Below are 13,125 nucleotides of genomic sequence, written 5' to 3' on the forward strand. Positions count from 1 at the left end.
TCACCTCCCCAGCGCCGGCACGATCACCGCGACGAGGTCGAGCGCCGACAGCCGGGCGGCGGGCCGCACCAGCGCCGTGCGCGTGGCCGCGCCCGGCACGCTCTCGACGGCGCTGACCGTGCCGATGGGCACCCCGGCCACGTACGGCCGCCCGCCCGCCGAGCCCAGCGTCACCACCTGGTCGCCGACCTTGAGTGGCGCGTTCGGGTCGAACAGGCTCAACCGCAGCCGGCCCTCGCCCGGCAGCCCCGTCACCACGCCCAGCTCGCCGGATCCCGCCATGCGCACGCCCACGGACGACGCGGGGTCGGTGATCAGGGACACGGACGCGGTGGCCGGGCCGGTCCAGGTGACCTTGCCCACGAGGCCGTCGGCGTTCAGCACGGTCACGTCGCGCACGACGCCTGCCGTGGAGCCGGCGTCGATGGTGACCTTCTGCCCCTGCCCGAACCCGACCACGTGCGCGGCCACGCCCCGCTGCCGAATGTGTGCTGTTCTCGTGCCGGCGGACTGGTCGGCCCGCAGGCGCGCGTTCTCCTGCTCCAGCGCGCGCAGCTCGGCGTTCTCCCGCTCCAGGGCCCGGATCCGGCTCTCGCCGCCGACCGACCTGGTGACCGTGCCGACCGCGCTCTCGACGGCGCCGTACACGGTGGAGCCGGCCGCCCGGAGCGGGTCCAGCGGCATGACCGTACGGTCGATCGCGACGAGCAGAACACCGGCGGCGAGCACGAGCAGGACGAGCGTCCGCTTCACCGCCTCGACCAATCGGGCAGCAGGACGTCGCGCATGGCCTGGAAGCGCTCGACGCAGCGGCCCGCGCCCAGCGCCACCGAGTACAGCGGCTTGTCCACGACCTTGATCGGCATGCCGGTGGCCTGCCCCATCCGCTCGGCCAGGCCGCGCAGCAGCGCGCCGCCGCCGGTCAGCACGATGCCGTTGTCCAGCAGGTCGCCGGCCAGTTCGGCCGGGCACTGGTCGAGCGTCGCCTGGACGGCGTCGATGATGGTCTGCACCTGGTCCTCGATGGCCTCGCTGATCTGGTCGGCGCTGATCGTCGCCGTTTTCGGCAGGCCGCTGACCAGGTCGCGGCCGCGTACCGGGGCGCTGGCGTCCGGGGGGAGCGGGCGCGGCGCTGCGTCCGGTGGCGCGGCGTCCGGCTTGGGACGGGACCTGAAGGGGTTCCAGCGGTGCGGCGCGGGCGGCGGCTCCGGCTCCGCGTCGTCCGCCTCGACCGACGCCAGGCCGTCCGCGCCGATGAGCGCGCCCACCCGATGCCTGCCGCGGGGCGTGGGGTCGGCCTCGCGGACGGGGGCGGGCCGGACCACGCCCAGATCGATCTTCAGCCGCTCGGCCGTCCGGTCGCCGAGCAGCAGCGCGTGCTCTTTCTTGACGTACGTGATGATCGCCTCGTCCAGCTCGTCGCCGCCCACCCGCAGCGACTTGGCGACGACGACGCCGCTCATGGACACGATGGCGACCTCCGTGGTGCCGCCGCCGATGTCGACGACCATGTTGCCGGTGGCCTCGCCGACCTTCAGCCCGGCGCCGATCGCCGCGGCCATCGGCTCCTCGATGATGTGCACCCGGCGCGCGCCCGCCTCGTAGGCGGCCTCCTTGACCGCGCGCTGCTCGATGGAGGTGGTGCCGCTCGGCACCGCCACCACGATCCGGGGCTTGGCCAGGAACCTGCTGGGGTGCGCCTTCTGGATGAACATGCGCAGCATCCGCTCCGCCGCGTCCAGGTCCGCGATCACGCCGTCCTTGAGCGGCCTGACCGTGGCGATGTGCGGGGGAGTGCGGCCGACCATGCGCTTGGCCGCCTTGCCGACGGCCACGACGGTGTTCTTGTGCAGGTTGATCGCGATGACGGAGGGCTCGTTCAGCACGATGCCCTTCCTACGGACGTAGACGAGCGTGTTGGCGGTGCCTAAGTCGACCGCTATGTCATGACCGAGAAGACCAAATGCGAATGCCATGTGCCGCACAGCCCTTCGACCCGGGATGGGCAGGGGGACACTGCCCGCACTGGCGCTGCCCTCAGCGGTTTCACCGCAAACGGGATATCTCTGTAGCCGCCACCGTCTCCGCAGGTCAGAGCTTGATCAGCGGGTGGTGCGCCGGTCCTGCTCCGCCACCGGCTCCCTCGTCGAGCAGTCATCCCTGCCGCCGCAGCAGCCCGGTCAGCCGGTCCTCCGGCACCCGGACGGTGAACGGCGCGCAGCCGGTGCAGAAGTAGTCGCGGCCGAAGGTGAACTCCACGGCGCCCTTGCCCAGGTTGATGAGCAGGCGCTCGCTGTCCACGCTCACGGTTCTCGGGTTCTGCTCCGGCGGCATGAGGGGCCGCAGCACGTCGGCCAGCCGCCGCCGGCCCGCCGGGGTGAGCGCGGCCGGGGCGAAGATGTCGTTGACGGTCAGCGCCCGGCCCGCGGCCAGGTCGTAGGTGACCGCGCGCCCGCCCTGTCCCGCGATCGCGTAACGCACCGAGATCGCCGTGGCGTCGTTGCGCACCACGACGTAGCTGCCGCGCACGTCGCCGGTGGCGGTGGGGCTCGCGCGCAGGTTCCGCAAGGTGTCCTCGACGATCTCGGTGAGCGGGGCGATCAGGGCCGCGTTGATCCGCTCGGTGTCCCCGCCCTCGGCCCGCGGGTAGGACAGGTCGATGGTGAGCCGCGGGCGTGCCTCGTGCCAAGTGGCCGACCTGATCAGGACCTCGCCGCGGGCCGGGGTGCCCCGGACGAGCGGGGCCGCCGCCACGAGGACCAGCGCCGCGGCCCCGCACAGGAGGACCTTGCGCCGCAGTGTCACCACCAGGCCCGCGACCACGAAGGGCCCGGCGACGAGGCCCATCTGCAGCCCCTCGGGCGTCAGCGCGGCCAGCCCGCCGGCCACCACCGACAGCCCCCACAGCGTGAGCCAGGCCGAGGCGCGGCGCTCTTTGAGGTTCGCCTTCATGAACGCCACGTACGCCAGGGCGGCCAGCAGGACGACGTAGAGCGCGCCCGTGAGGTTCTCCGGCATCGGCCGGGTGACGGACAGGGCGGGCACCGCGAGGAAGACCCCGCTGTCCGGGCGTCCGGCTCGCACGCCGTACGCCTCGAACGTCCCCGCCACGACGGACAGCACCAGCGCCGCCCCGGCCGCCCGCGCCGCGATCAGCCCGCGCTCGCGCCTGCTCGGCACGTGCTCGCGGACCTGCTCCCTCCAGGCCCGATACCGTTCGCGGAGGTTCTCCCGCTCGCCCTCCAGGTCCACGATGCGCGCGAACCTGGTCACGCCGACCTGCGAATGCACCATGAACAGCAGCGCCGCGAAGATCGGCACGACCCAGGCGGTGAACTCGGCGGCCTCCGCGGCCGGCGAGATGCCCGGCAGCCGCTCACCGGTCACCGCGTGGGCGATCACGCTGCCCGCGTTCCAGGCCAGCGCCGTGGCCAGCGCGAGGGCGGCCACCAGCACCGGGTAGTCGGAGGCGGGAAAGACCCTGACGAGCTGTCCGCGTACCGCGAAGTAGACCAGGACCGCCGCCGACACCGCGAACACCACCGCCACCGCCCATAACCACACCACGGCGGTCCGGCCCAGCTCCGGGTCGGGCGGGGCGAGGAAGGCCGGCGCCCGCAGCATCACCGGGGTCCGCTCGTCGAACGTCCGGTGCGTCAGCACGGAGTAGCGCGAGGTGACGGCCAGGCAGAAGTACGTCAGCGCGACCGCCGCCCCGGCCACCACCAGGCTCCAGCGGCGATCGGGCCGGACCGGATCCGGTGCCGCGGGCGTGCGCTCCCGGTGGGGGATGACCTTCTGCAGTGCGGTGCCCGCCAGCGCGAGCAGCAACGGCGGCACGGCGACCTGAGCGGGCTCGGCGACCAGCGCCGTGCCGATGTCCTGGGCGTACTCCACCGCCCAGGCGGCGTCGAGGGGATCGGCGAGCAGCAGTTCCCGCATGCCGTGGTCGATCGCCACGACGGCCGCGTACACGATCGGGGCCGCGGACAGCGAGATCCACGCCAGCACGAACGCCCGCCCCGCCCGCCCCTCCACCGGTAATCGCCGCCGCAGCACGCTCTCCAGCGACCCGGCCGTGACGGCGGCGAGTATCACGGCCACCTGGTTGAAGTAGCTCAGGGAAAGGGGGAGCCAGGCGAGCAACGGCTGCTCGTCCCTGAGCAGCGCGCTCCATGCCACGGCCCACCCGGCCACGAGCGCGGGAACCACCCAGGCGCGGGGATGGAAAGACCGCGTGCGTTCCTTGGGCTGGGAAGGCAGCGTACGGGCCATGGCCAGGGCCGCCAGCGCGGAGACCAGCGCCGTCGACATCCCCCATGAGGCGGCGTGCTCGTGGAATCGCGTGCTGTGCAGCCGCGCCCAGACCGTGACGGCGAGCACCCCCGCGGGTCCGCCCGCGAGAATCCAGCAGACGAGCAGCCCGATCGGCGAGGCGCCGAACCCGGACCACCTGAACACGACATAGGCGCCGGCCGTCAGCGCCAGGGAGAAGCCCGCCAGGACCGCCGCGGTGATCAGCGCCGGTTCTTGGCCCGGCCCGGGGAAGACGAGCACTCCCGCGCCCGGTCGCCCCAGCAGGAACCCGCTCACGGGCGGCAGGGCGCACAGACCGGAGACGGCCAGTGCGGAGCCCGCGGCCGCGAGCAGAAACGTACGGGTCGATTTCGCCACGCCCCGTCATCTGCCCGCCACGGGGCGCGCCCCGCACGTGGTGACCGGGAAGTGGCCGGCAAGTGAGCGCTCCCGGCCCCGCGATCTTCTCGGCCAGGTCGGCCGGATGTGCCGGACCGCCTCGGGCATGATCTGGAGTGGATCGGGCAGCAGCTGCTTTGACCTGTGAAAAGGCGTTCCAGTGATCGCTGTCGCAGACCACTTCGCGCCGGATCGAGGAGGCGGGGATGAGCAGCCGATTCGAGGACGCGGCCGAGCAGCCGGTCGAGGATGTCAAGCCTGGCTTCGAGGAGGACGACGAAGGAGGTAAGGCCAACTGGGATGAGCGCGACGCGGCGTTCATGCGGCTCAAGGAGCTGAACCCAGACGACTTCGAGTAGCACGAAGGGCCAGTCCCGCGTCTTGCGGACCTGGCCCTTGGAGCTGGTCGAACATGGTGGACGATACTGGGATTGAACCAGTGACCTCTTCCGTGTCAGGGAAGCGCTCTCCCGCTGAGCTAATCGTCCTTGTGAGGTGGCGACGGGATTTGAACCCGTGTGGACGGCTTTGCAGGCCGCTGCCTCGCCTCTCGGCCACGCCACCGAGCCGGAAGCTCCGAGCGGAAGACGGGATTCGAACCCGCGACCCTCACCTTGGCAAGGTGATGCTCTACCACTGAGCCACTTCCGCATCCGCCCCGCTCGCGACCGGGGCGACGAGAGAACTCTAGCGAATCCTGGGCCAGTACCCAAACCGGAATACGCCTCAGGTGTGCCCGCCGTTGACCGTCAGGCGCTCCCCGGTGATGAACGCGCCCCCGTCCGAGGCGAGGAACGACACCGCCGCCGCCACGTCGGCGGGCGTGCCCATCCGGCGCAGCGGCACCTCTGCCTGGTAGCCGCTCTGGTCGAGGCCGGCGTGCCGCTCCACGGGGATCCAGCCGGGGGCGACCACGTTGACGGTGATGCCGTACGGGCCCAGCTCCCGCGCCCACGCCCGCGCCATCGCGTGCTGGGCGCCCTTGGCCGCGGTGTAGGCCGACATGCCGGGCAGCCCGCGGTCGACGATGTCGGAGCCGATGTGGACGATCCGGCCGCTTCGCCGTTCCCTCATGCCGGGCGCCACCGCCTGGACCAGCAGCGTGGGGCTCTTGACGAAGAAGCGGAGCTGGTCGAGGTGGTCCTCCCAGGTGAGGTCCTCCAGGGGGATGGACGGCTGGGGGCCGGTCGCGTTGGCCACCAGCACCTCCACGGGGCCGAGCCGCTCGGTGACCTGGGCGACCAGGCGCGCCACCCCGGACTCGTCGGTGACGTCGGCGGCGAAGGGCTCGGCGATGTGGCCGGCGGCGCGGATGTCGTCCACCACCTGTCGCGCGCCGGCGGCGTCGGAGTGGTAATTGACGGCGACGGCCAGTCCGTCGGCGGCCAGGCGGCGGGCGATCGCGGCTCCCAGGCTGCGCGACGCGCCGGTGACGAGGGCGACAAAGGTCATGAGAGCCGACTTTAGCCACCAAGCCGCCGCCCATGATCTGCGGACGGCTGAACAAGGGCAATCTCCGCGTTGAGTTCGCCGGCCGCCCGCGTTCGGTAAGCACACGCGTGCCGGCGGCCGTGCCGGGTAAGGGCGCGGGCGTGGGAGAACAGGATGTCATCGAGCTGCTGACCGCCCAGCACGGCCAGATCAGGGACCTGTTCGACGAGGTCGAGCAGGCGCCGCCGGACAAGCTGGAGGAGGCGTTCGGCCGGCTGACCCGGCTGCTGTGCGTGCACGAGACCGCCGAGGAGGAGATCGTCCACCCGTACGCGCGCAGGAAGCTCGACAACGGGCACGACGTGGTCGAGGACCGGCTGCGCGAGGAGAACCTCGCCAAGCGGCTGCTCCTGGAGCTCCACAAGGACGGCGTGGATCATCCCCAGTTCTGGGTACGCCTCTCCGAGCTGCGTACCGCGGTGGCCGTGCACGCGCGCGGCGAGGAGCGGTACGAGTTCGCCAAGCTGCGCGCGCACACCTCCGAGGCCGAGCGCCGGGCGATGGCGGCGGCGGTCCGGGCGGCCGAGCGCCTCGCGCCGCTGCGCCCGCGCCCCGGCACGGAGTCCGCCACCAAGAACGTGCTGATGGGGCCGCCCCTCGCGGTGATGGACCGGGTCCGGAACCTGATCAGCAAAGCCCTCGGCAGAGGCTGAGAGCATCCTTCGTCGCCAGGCGAAATGTCGGTGCATTAGCGTCGGGCGCATGGAGTACATCGCGCGTGACGCCGACATCGCGCCCGTCGCCGCGCTCATCGCGGACCCCACCCGGGCGGCCATCCTGACGGCCCTGCTCGACGGCCGCGCCCTGGCGGCCGGTGAGCTGGCCAGGGTCGCGGGCGTGAGCGCCGCCACCGCGAGCGCCCACCTGGCCAGGCTGCTCGACGGCCGGCTCGTCGACGTCGTACGCCAGGGCCGCCACCGCTACTACCGGCTGGCCGGGCACGAGGTGGCCGAGGTGCTGGAGGTGCTGGCCAGGATCAGCGCCCGCCCGCCGGTGCGGTCCCTGCGCCAGTCCCGGCAGGCCAGGCTGCTGGAGGAGGCCCGCACCTGCTACGACCACCTGGCCGGGCGGGCCGGGGTGGGGCTGCTCGACCGGCTCAGGGAGGGCGGCTACCACGTGGGGGACGAGCTGACCGGCGAGGGGGAGAGGCTGCTGGCGGGCATCGGCGTGGACGTGGCGGGCGCGCGCAGGTCGCGGCGGCGGTTCGCGCCCGAGTGCCTGGACTGGACCGAGCGCCGGGCGCATCTCGGCGGGGCGCTGGGCGCGGCGGTCACGCAGGTGCTGTTCGAGCGCGGCTGGCTGCGGCGGGGCACGGTCCCCAGAGCCGTGATCCTCACCGACGCGGGCAGGGAGGGGCTGGCGGAATTGTTCACAAGTAAGGAGCTAACATCGCTGATGCCGGTTACCTAGCAAGTGAGAGAGACGCACCATGCGCGACAACGGAGTCGTGAACGTCGGCCCGGACCCCCTGACCTTCCATGACGTGATCGAGGTGGCCCGGCACGGGGCCGCCGTCCGGCTCACCGACGACGCGGTGGCCGCCATGTCGGCCGCCCGCCAGCGGGTGGACGAGCTGGCCGAGAGCCCGACGCCCGCGTACGGCGTCTCGACGGGATTCGGGGCGCTCGCGACCCGCCACATCGACCCGGCGCTGCGTGCCCAGCTCCAGCGCTCCCTCGTACGCTCCCACGCCGCGGGCAACGGCCCCGAGGTGGAGACCGAGGTCGTGCGCGCGCTCATGCTGCTGCGCCTGCACACGCTCGCCACCGGTCACACCGGCATCAGGCCGGTCACCGCCAAGACCCTGGCCGCCCTGATCAGCGCGGGCATCACGCCGATCGTGCACGAGTACGGCAGCCTCGGCTGCTCGGGCGACCTGGCGCCGCTCGCGCACGTCGCGCTGACGCTGATGGGCGAGGGCGTCGTACGGGATAAGTCCGGAAAAATCCAACCGGCGGCCGAGGCGCTCAAGCAGGCCGGAATCGACCCCGTCGAGCTGGCCGCCAAGGAGGGCCTGGCGCTGATCAACGGCACGGACGGCATGCTCGGCATGCTCATCCTCGCCATCGACGACCTCACCGGGCTCGTCAGGACCGCCGACGTGAGCGCCTCGATGAGCGTCGAGGCGCTGCTGGGCACCGACCGGGTGTTCGCCCCCGAGCTGCAGGCCCTGCGGCCGCACCCCGGGCAGGCGCTGTCCGCCGCCAACATGATGAAGATCCTCCGGGACTCCGGGATCATGGCCAGTCACCGCGACCCGGAAGCCTGCACCCGTGTCCAGGACGCCTACTCGCTGCGCTGCGCCCCCCAGGTCGCCGGCGCCGCCCGCGACACGATCGCGCACGCCGCCACCGTGGCCGGATGGGAGCTGGCCAGCGCCGTCGACAACCCGGCCGTGCTGGCCGACGGCCGGGTCGAGTCCAACGGCAACTTCCACGGTGCGCCCCTCGCGTACGTCCTGGACTTCCTGGCCGTCGTGGCCGCCGACCTGGCCTCGATGTCCGAACGCCGCACCGACCGGTTCCTGGACGTGGCCCGCAACCACGGGCTGCCCGCCTTCCTGGCCGACGACCCCGGCGTGGACTCCGGCCACATGATCGCTCAGTACACGCAGGCGGCCATCGTCTCCGAGCTGAAGCGGCTGGCCGTGCCCGCGAGCGTGGACTCCATCCCCAGCTCGGCCATGCAGGAGGACCACGTGTCCATGGGCTGGTCGGCCGCGCGCAAGCTGCGCAAATCGGTCGACGGGCTCACCCGGGTGCTGGCCATCGAGGTCCTCACCGCCGCCCGCGCGCTGGACCTGCGCGCCCCCCTGGAGCCCGCCCCCGCCACGGCCGCCGTGGTCAGGGCGCTGCGCGAGACCGTGCCCGCCCCCGGGCCCGACCGGTTCCTGGCGCCGGAGATGGACTCCGCCGTCCACCTGGTCGCCGACGGCGGCGTGGTGGCGGCGGCCGAGTCCGTCACCGGCCCCCTAGCGTGACGATCAGGTCGACCTCCAGCAGCAGCCCCGGCATGAACAGCTTCGACACCTCCACGGTGGTGCTGGCCGGGGGCGTGCCGGTGATGTACTTCCTGCGCACCGCGCCGTACTCGCGGCGGTCCTCCATGTCCGTCAGGTACGTCCTGATGAACGCGATGTCGTCGAACGTCGCCCCCTGATCGGCCAGGATGCGCCCGATGATCTGGAAGACGTACTCGGCCTGGGCGGTCATGGAGCCCTCGCCGACGAGGTCGCCCCGCTCGTCGAAGGCCGCCTGGCCGGAGACGTAGAGCATGTCGCCGACGCGGACGGCGTGCGAGTACATGCCGTTCGTCGCCGGGACGGTCGCCACGTTGATCGGCACGGCCCGTGCGCGGGACCGTCCGCCGGCGTGGTCCACGATGGCGGTCAGGTCGCGGGTGCCCAGCCCGGCCGCCCGCGCCTCCTGCAGTCGCCGCCGGGCGGCCGTGGCCAGCGACGCGCCGTCCCACGCCGCCAGCTCCAGATCCTTGGCCGCCAGCCCGAGGGCATAGCGGGTCTCCGCGGCGGGCGCGCGCAACCGCTCCGCCAGAGCGCCGAGCGGGGTTCCGGCCAGCACGTCGATCAGGGCCTCCCGGTCCACGCCGTGCGCCTCGCCGTACGCGTACGTCTCGGCCAGCAGGACCTGCGCGGGCACCAGCGCGCTCATGACGGCGAGTTTCATGGCCGCTCCCGCCCCCAGCGGCCCGAGCTCCCGCACCGGCCCGAACACCGACAGCACCTCGCGGCAGCCCGACACCTCGCCCCCGGCCAGCACGGTCAGCGTGCCGTCGGCCGCCGGGCCCACGCTGCCCAGCACCGGCGCGTCCACCAGCGTCACCGACGGCGGCAACAGCGCCCGCAGCTCGCGCACCGCCTGCGGGCCGATCGTGGACATCTCCACCACCGTCGCGCCGGGCCGAAGCCCCGGCAGCGCCGCCGTCAGCACCTCCAGCACCGCGGCCGGGTCGCTGAGCATCGTGATGACCAGGTCCGCCCCGTCCACCGCCGCAGCGGCGGAGCCGCCGGTGCCGCGCTGCCACGTCGTGACCTCGTGCCCGGCCTGGACGAGTCGCCGCGCCATGGGGACGCCCATGCGTCCCTGTCCGAGAAAAGCAATCATGGGCCAGAGTCAATCTGGATGCGAGGTATTCCACCACCGACTAGATTGCATGCCAGCCATGCCAGATCTGAATGCCTTCGACACCGCGGCGCTCCGGCTCCTCCACGAGGTGGCCGCGAGCGGCTCCTTCACCGCCGCCGGCGAACTGCTCGGATACACCCAGTCGGCGGTCTCCCGCCGGGTCGCCGCCCTGGAGCGCGCCGCCGGAGGCCCGCTCTTCGAGCGCCTGCCCCGAGGGGTACGCCTGACGCCCGCCGGCGCCGTCCTGCACCGCCACGCCGCCGCAGTCCTCGACCGGCTCGAACGCGCGGGGGAGGACCTGGCCGCCATCCACGGCGGCCGGGGCGGGACGCTGCGCGTGGGCGCGTTCGCCACCGCGAACGTGGGCCTCGTCCCGGAGACTTTCAAGCGCTTCGCCGAGCGCCGTCCCAGTGTCGAGCTGCGCCTGGTCGAGGGGTTCACCGCGCGGCTGATGGAGCGGCTGCGCGCCGGGGCGCTGGACGTGGCCGTGATCAGCGACTACCCGTCCGGGCTGTCCGCCTACGGAGCGCGTACCGTCCTGCTGCGCGAGGACCGGCTGCTCGTCGCGCTGCCCGCCGGGCACCGGCTGGCCGGCGACGACGACGTGGACCTGCGCGACCTGGCCGACGAGAGGTGGATCGAGGCGGCGCCGCGCGGACAGCCCACGTTGCTGCAGGCCGCGTGCGCGGCCGCCGGGTTCACGCCGCGCAGCGGGCTGCGGGTGGCCGAGTGGTCGGGCAAGTTCGGGTTCGTCGCCGCCGGGCTGGGGGTGACGCTCGTTCCGGAGCTGGCCGCCCGGGCCGTACCGCCCCATCTGGTGCTGCGGCCGCTGCGCGGGCTGGCGCCCGCGCGGAAGGTGTACGCGGCTCTGCCCGAGTCGCCGCTGCCCGCAGCGTTGGAGCTCGTCAATTTGCTGGGACAATGGGACATGTGTACGACGGTTTCGCCCAGTTAGGTCACCTGTTCGCCACTGGGCTGCGGGACGTGACCTCCGACCTCGCCGCGCTCGACGGCGAGGGCTGGTGGGCCGTCGTCGTCGACTACGAGGGCAAGGTGACGTGCGCCCGGTTCGACCGGGTGCGCCGTTGGCCCCTGCCCGCACCCGCCGCACCCTGGCGCGGGCCGCGCCCCGATCAGTGGGTGAGCTCGCTCGACCGGGCCGCCTATGAGCGCGGCGTGCAGGCCATTCGTGCCTACATCGAGCAGGGCGAGGTCTACCAGGCGAATCTTTGCCGGATTTTGACTGCGCCGGTCCCGGCCGGCGCCGACCCGCTGGCGCTGGCCGCCCGGCTCGCCGCCGGGAATCCGGCACCCTATGCCGGCGTGATCCAGGTCCCCGGGCTCAGCGTGGTGTCGGCCTCGCCGGAGCTCTATCTGTCGCGCGACGGCGACGTCGTGGAGTCCAGGCCGATCAAGGGCACCGGCGCGACCGCCGGCGACCTGCTCGACAAGGACTACGCCGAGAACGTGATGATCGTCGACCTGGTCCGCAACGACCTGGGCCGGGTCGCGGCAGTCGGCTCGGTCGAAGTTCCGTCGCTGTGCGCGGTCGAGGAGCACCCCGGGCTGGTCCACCTCGTCTCCACCGTGCGCGCCCGGCTGGCGCCCGGAGCGGGCTGGCCGGAGCTGTTCGCCGCGACGTTCCCGCCCGGGTCCGTCACCGGCGCGCCCAAATCGTCGGCGCTGCGCATCATCAATGAGCTCGAACCAGCACCCCGGGGCCCGTACTGTGGGGCTGTGGGCTGGGTCGACGCCGACCGGCGCACGGCGGCACTGGCCGTGGGCATCAGGACATTCTGGATCTCGGCAGGCGAGATCCGGTTCGGCACGGGAGCGGGCATCACGTGGGGCAGCGACCCCGGGCGCGAATGGCTCGAGACCGAGCTCAAAGCAGCCAGGCTCATCGCACTGGCATCCACAGGAGGAAATGCATGAACATCCCTGTCTGGGTCAACGGGGAACTGATCGACCCCGCTCAGGCCACCGTGTCGGTGTTCGACCACGGGCTGATGGTCGGCGACGGCGTCTTCGAGACCATCAAGATCGTGAACGGCAAGTCGTTCGCGCTCACCCGGCACCTCGACCGGCTCACGCTCTCCGCCCAGCGCATGGACCTGCCCGAGCCCGACGTCGAGGCCATCTCCGACGGCATCGACAAGTGCCTGGCGGCCGCGCCGGTCTGGGGGCTCGGCCGCATCCGCGTCACCTACACCAGCGGCCCCGGCCCGCTCGGCTCCGACCGCGGCGACCAGGGCACCACCTCGGTCGTCATCGTGGACGAGCAGAAGCCGTTCCCCGCCACCGCCAACGTCGCCGTCGTCCCCTGGCCGCGCAACGAGCGCGGTGCCCTGTCCGGCGTCAAGAGCACCTCGTACGGCGACAACGCCAAGGCCCTGCTGCACGCCAAGAAGCGCGGCGGCGGTGAGGCGATCTTCGGCAACCTGGCGGGCAACCTCTGCGAGGGCACCGGCTCCAACATCTTCATCGTCCGCGACGGCCGCCTGCTCACCCCCACCCTGGAGTCCGGCTGCCTGGCCGGCGTCACCAGGGCGCTGGTGCTCGAATGGTGCGGCGGCGAGGAGACCGACGTGCCGCTGTCGGCGCTCTACGAGGCCGAGGAGGCGTTCCTGACCTCCACCACGCGCGACGTCCAGCCGATCAAGCTGGTGGACGACACGGAGCTGCCGCTGGCGCCCGGCCCGATCACCACGAAGGCCATGCGGGTCTTCGCCGAGCGCTCCGCCGCCGACCTGGACCCGTAGGATGATCTCATGCCGCACAACTGATCTTGTGCGGC

12 protein-coding genes and 3 tRNA genes are annotated in these 13,125 nt (G+C 72.7%); 7 read left to right on the forward strand and 8 right to left on the reverse strand.

All coding sequences use genetic code 11. The features are described 5' to 3' along the window. The 3 genes from mreC to ACTMTI_RS32080 form a co-directional block, all read right to left on the reverse strand. The gene (gene mreC, locus ACTMTI_RS32070; RefSeq protein WP_441124382.1) at positions 1 to 753 is read right to left on the reverse strand and encodes a rod shape-determining protein MreC; all 753 of its coding nucleotides are present in this window, start codon (positions 751 to 753) and stop codon (positions 1 to 3) included. Further along, on the reverse strand, positions 750 to 1,976 hold the full coding sequence (locus tag ACTMTI_RS32075) for a rod shape-determining protein (protein ID WP_441124383.1): 1,227 nt from the start codon (positions 1,974 to 1,976) through the stop codon (positions 750 to 752). The genes mreC and ACTMTI_RS32075 overlap by 4 nt, the downstream gene beginning before the upstream one ends. Positions 1,977 to 2,154: 178 nt before the next feature. Continuing rightward, complete coding sequence (locus ACTMTI_RS32080) at positions 2,155 to 4,674, reverse strand: hypothetical protein (protein WP_441124384.1); 2,520 nt, start codon at positions 4,672 to 4,674, stop codon at positions 2,155 to 2,157. A gap of 227 nt (positions 4,675 to 4,901) precedes the next feature. Here ACTMTI_RS32080 and ACTMTI_RS32085 point away from each other — a divergent pair, with 227 nt between their 5' ends. Further along, entirely contained in the window at positions 4,902 to 5,054 is a 153-nt protein-coding gene (locus ACTMTI_RS32085; RefSeq protein ID WP_441124385.1) for a hypothetical protein, read from the forward strand. A 54-nt stretch (positions 5,055 to 5,108) separates the two neighbouring features. On the opposite strand, the gene ACTMTI_RS32090 is transcribed toward ACTMTI_RS32085, so the two are convergent. From ACTMTI_RS32090 to ACTMTI_RS32105, 4 genes are all read right to left on the reverse strand, one after another. Next, positions 5,109 to 5,183 (reverse strand) — tRNA-Val (locus ACTMTI_RS32090). A 5-nt stretch (positions 5,184 to 5,188) separates the two neighbouring features. Next, positions 5,189 to 5,259 (reverse strand) — tRNA-Cys (locus tag ACTMTI_RS32095). Between the two features lie 15 nt (positions 5,260 to 5,274). Beyond that, positions 5,275 to 5,346 (reverse strand) — tRNA-Gly (locus ACTMTI_RS32100). Between the two features lie 75 nt (positions 5,347 to 5,421). Next, positions 5,422 to 6,147 carry an SDR family NAD(P)-dependent oxidoreductase gene (locus ACTMTI_RS32105; protein WP_441124386.1) on the reverse strand — a complete coding sequence of 242 codons (726 nt, stop codon included), beginning with the start codon at positions 6,145 to 6,147 and terminating at the stop codon, positions 5,422 to 5,424. Between the two features lie 140 nt (positions 6,148 to 6,287). Here ACTMTI_RS32105 and ACTMTI_RS32110 point away from each other — a divergent pair, with 140 nt between their 5' ends. The 3 genes from ACTMTI_RS32110 to hutH are packed head-to-tail and all read left to right on the forward strand — an operon-like array spanning position 6,288 to position 9,166. After that, the gene (locus tag ACTMTI_RS32110; RefSeq protein WP_441124387.1) at positions 6,288 to 6,839 is read left to right on the forward strand and encodes a hemerythrin domain-containing protein; all 552 of its coding nucleotides are present in this window, start codon (positions 6,288 to 6,290) and stop codon (positions 6,837 to 6,839) included. Positions 6,840 to 6,888: 49 nt separating this feature from the next. Then, positions 6,889 to 7,596, forward strand: a complete 708-nt coding sequence (locus ACTMTI_RS32115) for an ArsR/SmtB family transcription factor (protein ID WP_441124388.1) — start codon at positions 6,889 to 6,891, stop codon at positions 7,594 to 7,596. A 19-nt stretch (positions 7,597 to 7,615) separates the two neighbouring features. Continuing rightward, the gene (gene hutH / locus ACTMTI_RS32120) at positions 7,616 to 9,166 is read left to right on the forward strand and encodes a histidine ammonia-lyase (RefSeq protein ID WP_441124389.1); all 1,551 of its coding nucleotides are present in this window, start codon (positions 7,616 to 7,618) and stop codon (positions 9,164 to 9,166) included. Here the strand turns inward: hutH and ACTMTI_RS32125 are convergent. After that, the gene (locus ACTMTI_RS32125) at positions 9,147 to 10,307 is read right to left on the reverse strand and encodes a Rid family hydrolase (protein WP_441124390.1); all 1,161 of its coding nucleotides are present in this window, start codon (positions 10,305 to 10,307) and stop codon (positions 9,147 to 9,149) included. The two genes, hutH and ACTMTI_RS32125, sit on opposite strands and share 20 nt — an antisense overlap. A gap of 58 nt (positions 10,308 to 10,365) precedes the next feature. Between ACTMTI_RS32125 and ACTMTI_RS32130 the strand changes: the two genes are divergently transcribed. Genes ACTMTI_RS32130 through ACTMTI_RS32140 form a run of 3 tightly spaced genes read left to right on the forward strand, consistent with a single transcriptional unit; the run spans position 10,366 to position 13,090 of the window. Further along, complete coding sequence (locus tag ACTMTI_RS32130; protein ID WP_441124391.1) at positions 10,366 to 11,283, forward strand: LysR family transcriptional regulator; 918 nt, start codon at positions 10,366 to 10,368, stop codon at positions 11,281 to 11,283. Continuing rightward, positions 11,250 to 12,263, forward strand: coding sequence for a chorismate-binding protein (locus ACTMTI_RS32135; RefSeq protein WP_441124392.1), 1,014 nt, complete (start codon positions 11,250 to 11,252; stop codon positions 12,261 to 12,263). Before ACTMTI_RS32130 ends, ACTMTI_RS32135 begins: the two co-directional genes overlap by 34 nt. Further along, positions 12,260 to 13,090, forward strand: a complete 831-nt coding sequence (locus ACTMTI_RS32140; protein WP_441124393.1) for an aminotransferase class IV — start codon at positions 12,260 to 12,262, stop codon at positions 13,088 to 13,090. Before ACTMTI_RS32135 ends, ACTMTI_RS32140 begins: the two co-directional genes overlap by 4 nt. Positions 13,091 to 13,125 lie beyond the last annotated feature (35 nt).

The organism is Nonomuraea sp. H19, assembly GCF_052068215.1.
Taxonomy (GTDB): domain Bacteria; phylum Actinomycetota; class Actinomycetes; order Streptosporangiales; family Streptosporangiaceae; genus Nonomuraea.

What these genes read in the sequence shown, in the direction of transcription:
- ACTMTI_RS32125 (WP_441124390.1), bottom strand. Translation starts at nt 10,307, where the DNA reads ATGATTGCTTTTCTCGGACAGGGACGCATGGGCGTCCCCATGGCGCGG.
- ACTMTI_RS32130 (WP_441124391.1), top strand. Translation starts at nt 10,366, where the DNA reads ATGCCAGATCTGAATGCCTTCGACACCGCGGCGCTCCGGCTCCTCCAC.
- ACTMTI_RS32075 (WP_441124383.1), bottom strand. Translation starts at nt 1,976, where the DNA reads ATGGCATTCGCATTTGGTCTTCTCGGTCATGACATAGCGGTCGACTTA.
- ACTMTI_RS32135 (WP_441124392.1), top strand. Translation starts at nt 11,250, where the DNA reads ATGGGACATGTGTACGACGGTTTCGCCCAGTTAGGTCACCTGTTCGCC.
- ACTMTI_RS32140 (WP_441124393.1), top strand. Translation starts at nt 12,260, where the DNA reads ATGAACATCCCTGTCTGGGTCAACGGGGAACTGATCGACCCCGCTCAG.
- ACTMTI_RS32105 (WP_441124386.1), bottom strand. Translation starts at nt 6,147, where the DNA reads ATGACCTTTGTCGCCCTCGTCACCGGCGCGTCGCGCAGCCTGGGAGCC.
- ACTMTI_RS32115 (WP_441124388.1), top strand. Translation starts at nt 6,889, where the DNA reads ATGGAGTACATCGCGCGTGACGCCGACATCGCGCCCGTCGCCGCGCTC.
- ACTMTI_RS32085 (WP_441124385.1), top strand. Translation starts at nt 4,902, where the DNA reads ATGAGCAGCCGATTCGAGGACGCGGCCGAGCAGCCGGTCGAGGATGTC.
- hutH (WP_441124389.1), top strand. Translation starts at nt 7,616, where the DNA reads ATGCGCGACAACGGAGTCGTGAACGTCGGCCCGGACCCCCTGACCTTC.